The organism is Pseudooceanicola lipolyticus (assembly GCF_002786325.1).
GTDB lineage: Bacteria > Pseudomonadota > Alphaproteobacteria > Rhodobacterales > Rhodobacteraceae > Pseudooceanicola_C > Pseudooceanicola_C lipolyticus.
Genome location: NZ_PGTB01000105.1, coordinates 1 through 14567 on the forward strand (window position 1 = coordinate 1; position 14567 = coordinate 14567).

The 14567-nt window shown below is 66.0% G+C and carries 16 protein-coding genes; 12 read left to right on the forward strand and 4 right to left on the reverse strand.

The window, feature by feature from the left end:
• The 3 genes from dprA to tldD form a co-directional block, all read right to left on the reverse strand.
• Positions 1–818 (reverse strand): DNA-processing protein DprA (dprA, locus tag CVM52_RS18155; protein WP_100163863.1); only part of this gene is annotated, 818 nt, incomplete at its 3' end.
• Between the two features lie 194 nt (positions 819–1012).
• Positions 1013–1489: a GNAT family N-acetyltransferase gene (locus CVM52_RS18160; protein ID WP_205964984.1), complete on the reverse strand. Its 477-nt coding sequence runs from the start codon at positions 1487–1489 to the stop codon at positions 1013–1015.
• Positions 1486–2907 carry a metalloprotease TldD gene (gene tldD / locus CVM52_RS18165; RefSeq protein ID WP_100163852.1) on the reverse strand — a complete coding sequence of 474 codons (1422 nt, stop codon included), beginning with the start codon at positions 2905–2907 and terminating at the stop codon, positions 1486–1488. Before tldD ends, CVM52_RS18160 begins: the two co-directional genes overlap by 4 nt.
• 178 nt (positions 2908–3085) lie before the next feature.
• Here tldD and coxB point away from each other — a divergent pair, with 178 nt between their 5' ends.
• The 11 genes from coxB (at position 3086) to CVM52_RS18215 (ending at position 13153) form a co-directional block, all read left to right on the forward strand.
• On the forward strand, positions 3086–3928 hold the full coding sequence (gene coxB, locus CVM52_RS18170) for a cytochrome c oxidase subunit II (RefSeq protein WP_100163853.1): 843 nt from the start codon (positions 3086–3088) through the stop codon (positions 3926–3928).
• Between the two features lie 79 nt (positions 3929–4007).
• A complete protein-coding gene (gene cyoE, locus CVM52_RS18175; RefSeq protein WP_100163864.1) occupies positions 4008–4955 on the forward strand; it encodes a heme o synthase in 948 nt (315 codons plus the stop codon).
• The gene (locus CVM52_RS26995; protein WP_172721035.1) at positions 4952–5113 is read left to right on the forward strand and encodes a cytochrome c oxidase system small membrane protein; all 162 of its coding nucleotides are present in this window, start codon (positions 4952–4954) and stop codon (positions 5111–5113) included. The genes cyoE and CVM52_RS26995 overlap by 4 nt, the downstream gene beginning before the upstream one ends.
• Complete coding sequence (locus CVM52_RS18180) at positions 5113–5688, forward strand: cytochrome c oxidase assembly protein (protein WP_100163854.1); 576 nt, start codon at positions 5113–5115, stop codon at positions 5686–5688. The genes CVM52_RS26995 and CVM52_RS18180 overlap by 1 nt, the downstream gene beginning before the upstream one ends.
• A gap of 26 nt (positions 5689–5714) precedes the next feature.
• Complete coding sequence (locus CVM52_RS18185) at positions 5715–6530, forward strand: cytochrome c oxidase subunit 3 (protein WP_100163855.1); 816 nt, start codon at positions 5715–5717, stop codon at positions 6528–6530.
• Positions 6531–6625: 95 nt separating this feature from the next.
• Positions 6626–7306, forward strand: coding sequence for an SURF1 family protein (locus CVM52_RS18190; RefSeq protein ID WP_100163856.1), 681 nt, complete (start codon positions 6626–6628; stop codon positions 7304–7306).
• On the forward strand, positions 7303–8691 hold the full coding sequence (thrC, locus tag CVM52_RS18195; RefSeq protein WP_100163857.1) for a threonine synthase: 1389 nt from the start codon (positions 7303–7305) through the stop codon (positions 8689–8691). Before CVM52_RS18190 ends, thrC begins: the two co-directional genes overlap by 4 nt.
• Positions 8688–9950, forward strand: a complete 1263-nt coding sequence (locus CVM52_RS18200) for a M16 family metallopeptidase (protein WP_100163858.1) — start codon at positions 8688–8690, stop codon at positions 9948–9950. Before thrC ends, CVM52_RS18200 begins: the two co-directional genes overlap by 4 nt.
• Positions 9950–10534 (forward strand): GNAT family N-acetyltransferase, encoded by a 585-nt coding sequence (locus CVM52_RS18205; protein WP_100163859.1) that lies wholly within the window; start codon positions 9950–9952, stop codon positions 10532–10534. The genes CVM52_RS18200 and CVM52_RS18205 overlap by 1 nt, the downstream gene beginning before the upstream one ends.
• Before the next feature lie 315 nt (positions 10535–10849).
• Positions 10850–11677, forward strand: a complete 828-nt coding sequence (locus CVM52_RS18210) for an MBL fold metallo-hydrolase (protein WP_100163860.1) — start codon at positions 10850–10852, stop codon at positions 11675–11677.
• A gap of 57 nt (positions 11678–11734) precedes the next feature.
• Complete coding sequence (locus tag CVM52_RS18215) at positions 11735–13153, forward strand: FAD-binding oxidoreductase (protein WP_100163861.1); 1419 nt, start codon at positions 11735–11737, stop codon at positions 13151–13153.
• A 302-nt stretch (positions 13154–13455) separates the two neighbouring features.
• Here CVM52_RS18215 and CVM52_RS18220 read toward each other — a convergent pair whose 3' ends face one another.
• Positions 13456–13995, reverse strand: coding sequence for an adenine phosphoribosyltransferase (locus CVM52_RS18220; RefSeq protein WP_100163862.1), 540 nt, complete (start codon positions 13993–13995; stop codon positions 13456–13458).
• Positions 13996–14317: 322 nt separating this feature from the next.
• Here CVM52_RS18220 and CVM52_RS27000 point away from each other — a divergent pair, with 322 nt between their 5' ends.
• Complete coding sequence (locus CVM52_RS27000) at positions 14318–14491, forward strand: hypothetical protein (RefSeq protein WP_172721036.1); 174 nt, start codon at positions 14318–14320, stop codon at positions 14489–14491.
• Positions 14492–14567: the final 76 nt, after the last annotated feature.

Here is a 14567-nt window from a genome sequence, read left to right on the forward strand (position 1 = left end):
CCGGCGGCGCGGGCGTCGAACGGGTGGCCCGGCACCCCCAGCACCTCGCGGCCCTGGTCCAGCGCATCGCGCGCGGTGATCAGGCTGCCTGACTTGGCCGCCGCCTCCACCACCACCACGGCGCGGGCCAGACCGGCGATGATTCGATTGCGGCGGGGAAAATGCCGCGCCGCCGGGGCCAGGCCCATCGGTTGTTCCGAGATCAGCGCGCCGCGCGCGGCGATGTCGCGGCCCAGATGCGCGTTTTCGGCCGGATAGACCATGTCGACCCCGCCGGCCATCACCGCGACGGTGCCGGTTTCCAGCGCGGCCAGATGTGCCGCGGTATCGACCCCGCGCGCCAGTCCCGACACCACGATGTACCCGGCCTCGCCCAATTCGCGCGCCAGGGCACGGGCCATGCGGGTGCCCAGCGACGAGGCGTTGCGCGCCCCGACCAGCGCAACCGCCGGGCGCACCAGCAGGTCGCCATCACCCTGCAGCCAGAGCAGCGGCGGCGCGTCGGCGATTTCGGCCAGTTCCGGCGGATAGCCCGGCCCCCCAAGGCACAAAAGCCGCGCGTTGGCGGCTTTTGCGGCCTTGAGTTCGGCTTGGATCACGCCGGCCGGGCATATTTCATACCCGTCTACTCCGGCGGCGCGTGCCACGTCGGGCAACGCGGCCAGCGCATTTTGCGCCGAGCCATATTCGCCCAGCAGCCGGTGAAAGGTCGAAACACCGACCCGACGCGAACGCAGCAGACGAAGCCATGAAAACCGGTCATCTTCCATGGTGGGTGGGAGTGGGGGGTGAATGGAAGAATGATGTTCTTCGGTCATCCGTCGCTCCGCCTGCTTGCGGACACAGGGATAATCGACACAAAGTTAACAGCACGTTAACTTGTGATCGTTTTTCGCGCGGAGGTTGTTTGTTTTCGGTGGCGGTTTCGATGGGCCGGCTGGGCCGCAAGGGTCGGAAGCGGCTGGACAAATGGCGTATCAGCGCTGGCGGCCGAAGGTCTGCGCGGTTGAACTTAGCCTGCTAAGGTCTTTTCCATATACTGTATTTCGACGGGAAAGATCCCGGTCGGAGTCTCGACGTCAAAGCCCTGGCGCCGTGTCTGCCGCCAGCCATGCTTGGCATAGAACCGCAAGGCGCGCTGGTTGCCGACAACAACATCCAGCCAGGCCTGGCGAATCCCGTTCCGCGCCAGCCGAGATTCGCCATCCGCCAGCAGCGCCGCGGCCACGCCGCTGCCGCGCGCGTCGGCGGCGACGAACAGCTGGTGCAACTCGTCGGCGCGGATCACGCAGAGGCCCACCGGCGCGCCCTCTGGGCCGACAACGCGTAGCGCTGCGCCGAACCCGGCGAGTCGGGTGGCGAAATCCTCGGGACTGCGCATCATGGCGATGCCGGCCGGAACCAGCGGATCATGTGCCTGGTGCCAGGCCCGGTGCCACAGCCGCGCCGCGGCCGGCAGATCCGCGGGCAGGGCCGGGCGCGGTGTCACGTTGCCGAGCCGCCCACCGTCAGACCGTCCATCAGAACCGTGGGCTGGCCGACGCCGACCGGCACCCATTGCCCGTCCTTGCCGCAATTGCCCATGCCGGGATCCAGCGCCATGTCATTGCCCAGCGCGCGGATGCGTTTCAGCGCGTTGGGCCCGTCGCCGATCAGCGTGGCGCCCTTGACCGGGGCGCCGATCTTGCCGTCTTTCACGCGATAGGCCTCGGTGCAGGAAAACACGAACTTGCCATTGGTGATGTCGACCTGGCCGCCGCCGAATCCCACCGCCCAGATGCCGTCCTTGATCTCGGCGACGATATCGGTGGGATCGTCCTGGCCGCCCAGCATATAGGTGTTGGTCATTCGCGGCATCGGCCGGTGGGCATAGCTTTGCCGCCGCCCGTTGCCGGTGGGCTTTACCCCCATCAGGCGGGCATTCTGGCGGTCCTGCATGAAACCGACCAGGATGCCGTCCTCGATCAGCACGTTCTTGCCCGAGGGCGTGCCCTCGTCATCGACGGTGATCGATCCGCGCCGGTCGGGAATCGTGCCGTCATCCAGGATCGTCACGCCCGGGGCCGCCACCTGCTGGCCCATCAGCCCGGCAAAGGCCGAGGTGCCCTTGCGGTTGAAATCGCCCTCCAGCCCGTGGCCGATCGCCTCGTGCAGCAGGATGCCCGGCCAGCCGGGGCCCAGCGCCACCTCCATCACGCCCGCCGGGGCCGGCACCGCATCGAGGTTGACCAGCGCGATGCGCAGCGCCTCGCGCGCCTTGGCCTGCCAGTCTTCGGGATCGATCAGCCCGTCCAGCCCGAGGCGACCACCGCCGCCGGCGGTACCGCTTTCGCGGTGGCCGTTCTGTTCGACGATCACCGAGACATTGACCCGCGTCATCGGCCGCACATCGCGCAACTGCACCCCGTCGGGGCGAAGAATCTCGACCTCCTGCAGCGAGGCCGCCAGCGTCGCCGAGACCTGCACCACGCGGGAATCGAGCCCGCGGGCAAAGGCGTCGATCTCGCGCAGCGTGTCGATCTTGACCGGAAAGGCGGTGCCGGCAATCGGGTCGGAATCGGTGTAAAGCCGTCGGTTGGTGGGGGCAGGGGCATCGGCCAGGGTGCCGCCGCCATCGCCCACCGCCAGCCGCGCGGTGTCCGAGGCGCGTTTCAGCGCGGCGATGCTCAGCTCGGTCGAATGGGCATAGCCGGCCACCTCGCCGCGCACGGCGCGCAGGCCAAACCCTTCGGAGGCGTCATAATTTGCGCTTTTCAGACGGCCGTCATCGAAGACCAGCGCCTCCGACCGGCGGCGTTCGACGAACAATTCCCCGTCATCGGCGCCGGCGGTGGCCAGGCGCAGCTGGGCCAGGGCCTCGTCATGCGGGAGGGCCGAGTCGAAGGGGCGGAAGGGGGCATCTGACATGGTTGCTGGCGCTCCGGATCGATCCAAATCAAAAAAAGCGTCCGTTTGACGCAAGCTGATGGCTTTATCTGTCTGGCGGAATATGGTTTTAACACGCAGCAAACACAATGGCCGGTGCGCTGCCTTTAGGAAAAGGCGGCTGACCGGTACTATCGGGATCAATCGATCAGGACATGATATGAAAACTGCATTGACGCTTTCTGGACTTGTGACCGCCCTTTCGGCTCTGCCCGCGCTGGCCCAGGACGGATTGGAAATCGTTGGTGAACCGCATCCCGGCGGCGTCGGGTTCCAGGCGGCGGCAACCGATCTGGCACGCGCGCAGCAGGGGCTGGACCATCTGCTGCTGATCATCATCACCCTGATCTGTATCTTCGTGGTGGCGCTGCTGGTCTATGCCATCCTGCGCTTTAACAGCCGCTCGAACCCGAAGCCGGCCAGCTTTACCCATAACACGCCGCTGGAAGTCGCCTGGACCATCGTCCCGATCTTCATCCTGGTGCTGATCGGCGCCTTCTCGTTGCCGGTGCTGTTTGAACAGCAGGAAATCCCCGAGGGTGACATCACCATCAAGGTGACCGGCAACCAGTGGTACTGGACCTACGAATATATCGACGACGAGTTCCGGTTCGACAGCTTCATGCTTCAGCGCGACCAGCTGGAAGAATACGGCTATACGCAGAATCAATACCTGCTGGCCACCGATACCGCGGTGGTGGTGCCGGTCGGCAAGACCATCGTGATGCAGGTGACCGGCTCGGACGTGATCCATTCCTGGACCATTCCCGCCTTCGGCGTGAAGCAGGATGCGGTGCCCGGCCGCCTGGCCGAGCTGTGGTTCAACGCCGACCGCGAAGGCGTGTATTTCGGCCAGTGCTCGGAACTCTGCGGCAAGGACCACGCCTATATGCCGATCACCGTCAAGGTGGTCAGCCAGGAGGCCTATGATGCCTGGCTGGAGGGCGCGATCGAACAATATGCCGGCAAGCCGCGGACCGTGACCGTGGCCCAGGCCGACTGAGATGGACCGGGCGCGGGTCTTCCCGCGCCTGCAATTTTCCCGAGAGGGGGCGTCTCGTGACGCCCCGCGCGACAAGACGATGACCGACGCAAGCATCAATACGCAAGCCAAAGGGTTCGAGCGCGAGGCCGGGTTCGGCGACTATTTCGCGCTGCTGAAGCCGCGCGTCATGTCGCTGGTGGTGTTCACCGCGCTGGTGGGTCTGCTGGCCGCGCCGGCGCCGGTGCATCCGATGATCGGCTTCTGCGCCATCCTGTTCATCGCCGTGGGCGGCGGCGCCTCGGGGGCGCTGAACATGTGGTGGGACGCCGATATCGACGCGCGGATGCGGCGGACGAAAAAGCGCCCGATACCGGCGGGCCGCGTCACCGGCGGCGAGGCGTTGGCGATCGGGCTGACGCTGTCGGGGTTTTCGGTGGTGATGCTGGCGCTGGCCACCAATATCCTGGCCGGCTTCCTGCTGGCCTTCACCATCTTTTTCTACGTGGTGATCTATACCATCTGGCTGAAGCGGTCGACGCCGCAGAACATCGTCATCGGCGGCCTGGCCGGCGCGCTGCCGCCGCTGATCGGCTGGGTCGCCGTGACCGGCGAGATGGCGGTCGAACCCTGGCTGATGGTGGCGCTGATCTTCATGTGGACGCCGCCGCATTTCTGGGCGCTGGCGCTGTTCATGAACTCGGATTACGAGGATGCCGGCGTGCCGATGCTGACGGTGACCCATGGCCGCCGGACCACGCGGACGCATATCCTGGTTTATACCATCCTGCTGGCGGTGCTGGCGGTTGGTGCCGGCTTTACCGCCATTGGCGGCCCGCTGTACCTGGTGGTGTCGGTGGCGCTGAACGCGCTGTTCCTGGTCGGGGCGCTGCGCATCTGGCGGCGCGACGAGCGCGACAGCCTGGCCGATGGCTGCGCCGTCGAAAAGCGTTTCTTCCGGCTGTCTCTGGCCTATCTGTTCCTGCATTTCGGCGCGATCCTGGCCGAGGCACTTCTGAAACCCTTCGGCTTGGGGGGCTGGGCATGACTCTGAAACCGCTGCACGAATTGCACCAGCGCCGCTTTGGGCGCAACCTGGGCGTCGGCCTGCTGCTGGTGGCTTTCGTGGCCATCATCTTCGGCCTGACCGTGGTGAAGGTGACCAACGAGGATTTCACCGTTCCCGCGGTGGAGGAGCTGAACTGATGGCGATGTCGGCACCCCAAAAGACGGCGGCGACCCTGGTCGGGGTCGTGGTGCTGATGGGCGGGCTGGCCTGGGCCGCGGTACCGTTCTACAACTGGTTCTGCCGGGTCACCGGGTTTGGCGGCACCACCAATGTCGCCGAGCAGAGCAATGGCGACGTGCTGGACCAGACCATCAAGATCCGCTTCGACGCCTCGACCGACCGCGATATGCCCTGGACCTTCACGCCGGTCGAACGGGTGATCGAGATGAAGATCGGTGAAACCGGGCTGACCTTCTACGAGGCGCACAATCCGACCGACCGTCCGGTGGCCGGGCAGGCCAGCTATAATGTCTTCCCCTATGAGGCGGGATATTATTTCAACAAGATCCAGTGCTTCTGCTTTGAAGAGCAGGTGCTGGAACCCGGCGAGACGGTGCAGATGCCGGTGACCTTCTATGTCGACCCCGAGATCGTCAACGATGCGGACGCGAAATTTACCCGCAGCATCACGCTGTCCTACACGTTTCACGAAATCGACCTGCCCGAGGGCTATGCCGCTCTCGACAACGGCGTAACCAAAACAACGAACTAAGCCCTAAGGTGAGGGACTCCCAAAAGATGGCACACGCAAAAAACCACGACTATCACATTCTGCCTCCGTCCGCGTATCCGTTGATCGCGTCGGTGTCCGGCTTTGTCATGCTGCTGGGCGCCGTCCTGTGGATGCACGACATCACCGCCTATGTGTTCTGGGCCGGGACCATCGGGGTGATCTACACGATGATCGGCTGGTGGACCGACGTGGTGAATGAAAGCCATGTGGGCGATCACACCCCGGTGGTGCGGATCGGCCTGCGCTATGGCTTCATCCTGTTCATCATGTCCGAGGTGATGTTCTTCTTTGCCTGGTTCTGGTCGTTCTTCAAACACGCCATCTACCCGATGCAGTACTATGCCGGCACCGAATATGTCGCGCCGGATATCCACGCGGTCGACCCGTTCCACCTGCCGCTGATCAACACGCTGCTGCTGTTGCTGTCGGGCTGCGCGGTGACCTGGGCGCACCACGGCCTGGTGCATGGCAATGACCGCAAGGCACTGATCAACGGCCTGGCCATCGGCATCGGGCTGGGCATCGCCTTTACCGCGCTGCAGGCCTATGAATACCTGCTTCTGCTGACCCATGACGGTTGGGAGTTCGGCGGCGACCAGTTCTATTCGAACTTCTTCATGGCCACCGGCTTCCACGGGGTGCATGTGGTGATCGGCACGATCTTCCTGATCGTCTGCCTGATCCGCGCCATGCGGGGCGATTTCACCCCAGAACACCATGTCGGTTTCGAAGCCGCCGCCTGGTACTGGCACTTCGTCGACGTGGTCTGGCTGTTCCTGTTCGTCGCCGTCTATATCTGGGGCACGTCCGGGCTGGGCTAAGCCGCGTTCGCGGGTTCAATCCCGCGCCAAAGCCCGATATCCACTGCAAGGCGCGCAACCTGGTTTGCGCGCCTTTTAAGTCCGAAAAGCCCGCAATGAACCGACTTTTATTCCTGCTGACCTTCGGCGCCACCGGCGCCGCGATCCTGCTGGCGCTGGGTGTCTGGCAGCTGCAGCGGCTGGACTGGAAACAGACGCTGCTGTCCGACATCGAAACCCGCATCGCCGCCGCGCCGATGGACCTGCCGTCCGCGCCCGAACCGCTGCGCGATGCCTATCTGGCAGTGCAGGCCGAGGGCACCATCCTGCCGGGGGAACTGGCGGTGCTGGTGTCGCGCAAGAATATCGGGGCCGGCTATCGCATCATCGCCCCGTTCCGCACCCAGGACGGGCGGCGCATCCTGCTGGATCGCGGCTTTGTCCGCGAGGGCGACCGCGAGGCGGTGCGCGCGCTGGGCCCGGCGCGGATTGTCGGCAACCTGCACTGGCCGGACGAGACCGACAAATTCACCCCGGCGCCCGACCGCGCCACCGAGACCTGGTTCGCCCGCGATGTCGCCGCCATGGCACAGGCGCTGGACACCGAACCGCTGCTGCTGATCGCCGCGAACGCGACCGATCCGGTGCTGACGCCGCTGCCGGTCGGGACCGAGGGCATTCCCAACGATCACCTGCAATATGCCATCACCTGGTTCTCGCTGGCGGTTGTGTGGATCGCCATGACCGTCTATTTCCTCTGGCGCCCGCGGGCGCGCAAATCCGGTGAAGCGACATGAAATATATCTCCACCCGCGGCCAGGCCCCGGCGCTTGGCTTTGAAGATACCATGCTGACCGGGCTGGCCCGCGACGGCGGGCTCTACGTGCCGGAAAGCGTGCCGCAAATGTCCACCGAGGAGATCGCGGCGCTGGCCGGGCTCAGCTATGAAGAGACCGCCTTTCGGGTGATGCGCCCCTTTGTCGGCGACACGTTTGCCGAGGACGAGTTTCGCGCCATCATCGCCCGCGCCTATGCCGGGTTCGGCCATGCCGCGCGCGCGCCGCTGGTGCAGCTGGCGCCGAACCATTTCCTGCTCGAGCTGTTCCACGGCCCCACGCTGGCCTTCAAGGATTTCGCCATGCAGCTGATCGGCCAGCTGTTCCAGGCGGCGCTGGCGCGGCGCGGTGAACGGGTCACTATCGTCGGTGCCACCAGCGGCGACACCGGCTCGGCCGCGATCGAGGCGTTTCGCGGACTGGACAATGTCGATGTGTTCATCCTGTTCCCGCATGGCCGGGTGTCCGAGGTGCAGCGCCGGCAGATGACCACGCCGAGCGAGGCCAATGTGCACGCGCTGGCGGTCGAGGGCGATTTCGACGATTGCCAGGCGGCGCTGAAGGCAATGTTTGCCGATGACGCCTTCCGCGATCATGTCAGGCTGGCCGCCGTCAACTCGATCAACTGGGCGCGGGTGCTGGCGCAGGTGGTCTATTACTTCTCGTCCGCCGTGTCGCTGGGCGCGCCGCAGCGCCGGGTCAGCTTTACCGTGCCGACCGGCAATTTCGGTGATATCTTCGCCGGCTATATCGCCCAGCGGATGGGCCTGCCGGTGGACCAGCTGGTGGTCGCCACCAACCAGAACGACATCCTGCACCGCTGCCTGGGCGGGCAGGGCTATCACAAGGGGCCGACGGTGCCCTCGATCAGCCCGTCGATGGACATCCAGGTCAGTTCCAACTTTGAACGCGCGCTGTTCGATGCCTATGGCCGCGACGGCGGCGCGGTGGCGCAGCTGATGGACGAGCTGAAATCCGGCGGCTTCGACGTCAGCCAGGGGGCGCTGCAATTCCTGGGCGAGGTGTTCGCCTCGGGCCGCGCCTCGGAAGAGGAAACCCTGGCCACCATCGCCGCCACGCTGAAGGACAGTGCCAAGCTGATCTGCCCGCACAGCGCCGTCGGCGTGAAGGTTGCCAATGCGCAGCGCGATCCGGCGGTGCCGATGATCACCCTGGCCACCGCGCATCCGGCCAAGTTCCCCGATGCGGTGGAGCGTGCGACCGGGGTGCATCCGCCTCTTCCCCCGCGCATGGCGGATCTGTATGAAAGGTCAGAGCGGGTGACCCGGATCGCCAATGATCTGACCGCAATTCAGGACCATATCAGAGGGCATATCGCCGCGTGACCGTACAGCAGGATCAGCTTTCCAACGGCTTCCGTATCGTTTCAGAACACATGCCGGGCCTCCAGTCTGCCGCCATCGGCATCTGGGTCACCGCCGGCGGGCGCCACGAGCGGTTGGAACAGAACGGCATCGCCCATTTCCTTGAACACATGGCGTTCAAGGGCACCAAGCGGCGCAGCGCGCTGCAGATCGCCGAGGCGATCGAGGATGTGGGCGGCTATATCAACGCCTATACCAGCCGCGAGGTCACCGCCTATTACGCCCGCGTGCTGGCCGCCGACGTGCCGCTGGCGATGGACGTGATCGCCGATATCCTGCTGAACCCGGTCTTCGACCCGGCCGAGATCGAGGTCGAGCGCGGGGTGATCCTGCAGGAGATCGGCCAGGCGCATGACACGCCCGACGACGTGATCTTCGACTGGCTGCAGGAAGAAAGCTATCGCGACCAGCCGATCGGCCGTACCATCCTGGGCCCCTCCGAACGGGTCAGCGCGTTTTCCCGCGAGGATCTCGCCGGTTTCGTGGCCGAACGTTACGGCCCCGAGCAGATGATCCTGTCGGCTGCCGGCGCGGTGGATCACGACGCGCTGGTGCGCACCGCCGAGGCGCTGTTCGGTCACCTGGACCGCCGGCCGCCGGTGGACATTCCGCGCGCCACCTTCACCGGGGGCGAGGTGCGCCATGCCAAGCCGCTGGAACAGGCGCATTTCGCGCTGGCGCTGGAAAGCCCCGGCTATCGCGACGAGATGCTGTATACCGCGCAGATTTATTCCACCGCCCTGGGCGGCGGCATGTCCTCGCGGCTGTTCCAGGAGATCCGCGAACGCCGCGGCCTGTGCTATACCATCTTTGCCCAGACCGGCGCCTATGCCGATACCGGGACCACCACGATCTATGCCGGCACCAGCGCCAATCAGATCGCCGACCTGGCCCACATCACCTTTGACGAGATGAAGCGCGCCGCCGCGGATATGAGCCCGGCAGAGGTGGCGCGCGCCCGCGCGCAGATGAAGGCCGGCCTGCTGATGGGGCTGGAAAGTCCGTCCAACCGCGCCGAGCGGCTGGCCCGACTGGTGCAGATCTGGGACCGGGTGCCACCGCTGGAAGACACCATCCGCCGTATCGACGCGGTGACCACCGGCGACGTCCGCGCCTTTGCCCAGCATGTCGCCGCCGAGGCACCTGCGGCGCTGGCGCTGTACGGTCCCGTCGATGCCGCCCCGTCGCTGGCCGAATTGCAGGAGAGGCGCGCCGCCTGATGCTGCTGCCCCGTCGCAAGCTCAGGCTGGAAACGGAACGGCTGACGTTGCGCCCGCCGGTGCATTCCGATTTCCGGCCCTGGAGCACGCTGCGCCGCGAGAGCGAGTCATTCCTGGCCCCGTGGGAGCCCAGCTGGGCCAGCGACCACCTCAGCCGCAAGGCCTTTACCAACCGGGTCTACTGGGCGCATCGTTCGGTTTCCAGCGGCTCGGCGCTGCCGCTGTTCCTGATCCGCCGCGCCGACGACTCGCTGGTCGGCGCGATCACCTTGGACAATATCCGTCGCGGCCCGGCGCAGGCCGGCACGCTGGGCTATTGGACCGGGGAAACCTTCGCGCGCCAGGGTTACATGCGCGAGGCGATCGGCGCGGTGGTGCACTACGCCTATACCAAGCTGGACCTGTCGCGGATCGAGGCCGCCTGCCTGCCGGAAAACGCCGCCTCGCGCGGGTTGCTGGAAATCTCCGGCTTCAAATACGAGGGCGTCGCGCAGAGCTATCTGCAGATCGACGGGCGCTGGCGCACTCATGTGCTGTATGCGGCGCTGCGTTCCGACCGCCGGGGGCGGACCGAGGCGGGCTGATCCGCACCGCACAGAAGCTGCGCGCGCACCACAAGGACCACCCGCCTCAGCGCGGCGGTGCCGGTGCGGGTGATCCGGCAATTCGCGCCCCTCGACGCCTACGACGCGCGGTTCGAGGAAAAGCTTGGCATGCGGATCTGGGCGTTGACCAGGGCGCGATCCAGATGGCGATCGGGTGACAGACCCTGCCGAGATGAGGCGGGCGATCGAGGTTCTGAGTACAAAAGTGGCATCGGAGCTGCGCAAGGCGGGCCAGGCGGCCCCGCTCACGGGAATGTGCGCTGCGAGCGGCCGGGTGATGGCTAGTCTGTCGTCATGCGATTCCTGTTGATTGCCTCGCTGATCGGACTGACCGGATTGCCCGCCTTCGCACAGGATCGGCAGCCCAGTCATTGCATCGCGATTGCCGATGCCGCGCCGGGGATCGAATATATCCACAAGGCCTCCTGGCATGATCCGCCGCCCGACGATTACACGGTGCGGATCCATTACATCCATCACGCCAGTTTTCTGATCCAGACGCCCGGCGGGCTGAGCGCGGTGACGGATTACACCGGCTTTCTGGGCGAGACGGGCCTGGTGCCGGATGTGGTGACGATGAACCACGCCCATTCCACCCACTGGACCGCACAGCCCGATCCGGCGATTCCCAATGTGCTGCCGGGCTGGGGCGATTTCGGACAGGGGATCGACCATTACCTCGACCTCGGCGAATTGCTGGTGCGCAATGTGTCGACCGACATCCGCTCGCCCTATGGCGGCGGCGTCGAGGAGCGGGGCAACTCGATCTTCGTGTTCGAGGTGGCGGGGCTGTGCATCGGCCATCTGGGCCACCTCCACCATATCCCGAACGACGCCCAATTTGCGGCGCTGGGCCGGCTGGACGTGGTGATGGCCGCCGTCGATGGCGGCACCACCATTGCGCTGCCCGACATGATCAGCATCCTGACCCGGCTGAAATCCTCGGTGGTGATCCCGATGCACTGGTTCAGCAGCTATACGCTGGAAAACTTCCTGGGCGGCATCGCGGGCGATTTCGCCATCGAGCGGCTGAACCGGCCGGATTTCGAAGTGTCGCTGCGCAGCCTGCCGGCACGCCCGACCGTGGTGGTGCTGACGCCCGAATACCTGATCGATCCCTGATCCGGCACGCCGGTTTGCCGCTTGCGCCAGGGCGGCGCTTTGGGCATTTCTGCGGCCATGACATTGAATTCCGCCGATGCCCTGTTTGCCGACCGGCTGGCCCAACGCCTGCCGCCTGACTCCCTGCGTGCCCCCGAGCCGCGTTATCTGGCCGAGCCGCGCGACCGCGTCCAGGGCCAGGCCGGGATCCTGGCGCTGCCGCGCAGCGCGCAGGACGTATCGGCTATTCTGGATGAGGCCAGCCGCGCGCGGGTGCCGGTGGTGCCCTATGGCGGCGGTACCGGGCTGGTGGGCGGGCAGGTGATGCCCGACGGGCCGCTGCCGCTGGTCCTGTCGCTGGAGCGGATGGCGGCGATCCGCGCGGTTTATCCCGAGGAAAACGTGCTGGTGGCCGAGGCCGGGGCGATCCTGGCCGATGTGCAGGCGGCGGCACGTGAGGCCGGGCGGCTGTACCCGCTGTCGCTGGCCTCGGAAGGTTCGTGCCGCATCGGCGGCACGCTGGGCAGCAATGCGGGCGGGGTCAATGTGCTGCGCTATGGCACCGCGCGCGAGCTGTGCCTGGGGTTGGAGGCGGTGCTGCCGGATGGGCGGATCTGGAACGGGCTGACCCGGCTGCGCAAGGACAATACCGGCTATGATCTGCGCGACCTGCTGATCGGGTCCGAAGGCACGCTGGGGGTGATAACCGCCGCGGCGTTGAAACTGGCGCCGCTGCCGGCGGCCATGGGCACCGCGCTGATCGTGGTGCCGTCCCCCGAGGCGGCGCTGGCGCTGCTGGCGCTGGCCCGCGCCATGGTGGGCGAGGCTGTCAGCGCCTTCGAACTGATCAGCGGTATGGGGCTGCACTTCCTGGCCGAGACGCTGCCCGATCTGCGCCAGCCCTGGCCGGCGCCGCCGGAATGGTGCGTGCTGGTCGATCTGGGGCTGCCGCGCGGGCTGGACCCGGCGGAGGTGCTGGAAGACCTGTTCGGCGAGGCGCTCGAGCAGGGCCTGGCCAGCGATGGGCTGATCGCGCAATCGCAGGCGCAGGCGATGGATTTCTGGAACCTGCGCGAGCATATCCCCGAGGCGAACCGCAGGATCGGATCGGTGTCGAGCCACGACATTTCGCTGCCGCTGGGGGCGGTGCCGGACTTCATCGCCGCGGCGCCGCAGGCGCTGGCGCGGCTGGGCGCGTTCCGGATCAATTGTTTCGGCCACCTGGGCGACGGCAACCTGCATTACAATGTCTTCCCGGCGCAGGGCGTGGCGCGGGGCGTGCATGACGGCGTGCGAGACGAGGTGCGGCGGCTGGTCTATGACCTGGTGCACCGGATGGGCGGCTCGATCAGTGCCGAGCATGGCATCGGGCGCGACAAGGTGAACGACCTGGAACGCTATGGCGACCCGGTGAAACTGGCGGCGATGCGGTCGATCAAGGCGGCACTGGACCCGCAGGGGATCCTGAATCCGGGGGCGGTTCTGGACACGGGATGACGGGATGTCCGGGCTGGAACATGGGGTTAGGGATCTGATATTACCTGCTATTTCCCGTTGGAGTGGTGGCGCGGACGGTCGAAATTGAAGGCTGAACCGATGGCCGGGCAGGGCCATTTCAAATTCTGAACGATGTGTCTGCTTAACCCGACGCGAGCCAGGCGCCTGCTGGCCCGCCGGGAGGCGCAGGCGCTCGCCCGGCGACGCACAAAGCGCGCCTAGAGTCCGGGGGTGGGCGGAGGCCGCCGCCACCCCCGCACAACCGGTCGGTTCGTGGTGACGAAGCGCGCGGCTTCGACGGCCTAGGCCCCGTCGAATTCGCAGAGCGCGTGCACATCCATGCCCATGCCTTCCAGCACCTTGCGCCCGCCAAGTTCGGGCAGGTCGATGATGAAGGCGCAAGAGACGATCTGGCCGCCCAGCCGCTCGATCAGCCGGATGCCCGCCGCGGCGGTGCCGCCGGTGGCCAACAGGTCGTCGACCAGCAGGATCTTTTCACCCGCGGCGATGGCGTCGTCGTGGATCTCGACGATGGCCTCGCCATATTCCAGCTTGTAGTCCTGGCTGATCGTGGTCCCGGGCAGCTTGCCCTTCTTGCGGATCGGCACGAAGCCGACCGACAGCTGATGCGCGATGGCGCCGCCCAGGATGAAGCCGCGCGCCTCGAGGCCCACCACCTTGTCGATCTGTTCGCCGGCATAGGGGTGAAGCATCTGGTCGATGGCCATGCGGAAGCCGCGCGGATCGGCAAACAGCGTGGTGACATCGCGGAACATGATTCCCTCATGCGGGAAATCGACGATGGTGCGGATATAGTCGCGGACGGTTCTGGTCCTGGACATGAACGGCTCTCCCTGCCTGGCACGGTCGCAGCGGGTTTGGCCGATTGCCGCGCGCGTTGCAAGGGGAGCGCCGCCGCCGGGGCGGGCGGCCCCGGGGCGGTGATTATTTCCTGACCGGCTTGGCGTTGCGGTAGAACCTGTCGGCCAGCCAGCGCAGATGCGGCCGGCGCCAGTCCATGCGCTCCTGGATCAACATGGTTTTCGCTGCGATAAGAGACATTTGCAATTCCTCCAATATTGGTGTTACGTCAAATTCATATCGACAGTCACTATACAATGTATATACAAAGTATATGCCAAATGTCAAGGAGTGTGCGGGCGCGTGAGCAAGAAAGACGCCAAATCCGCCAAGAAGAAGAACAGCCAGCTGATCCTGCGGCTGGACAAGGACGAGCGTGACGCCTTTGTCGATCTCTGCAAGGAGATGGACACCAGCGCGGCCCGCGAGATCCGCCGCTTCATCCGCGAATTCATGCAGCAGAACGGCGCTGACTGACCGCGCCGCCCCGACCGCGGCGCCGGGACCTTCCGGTTGCCGCGCCAGGTGCGGGCCGGCGTCGCGCCTCAGCCCG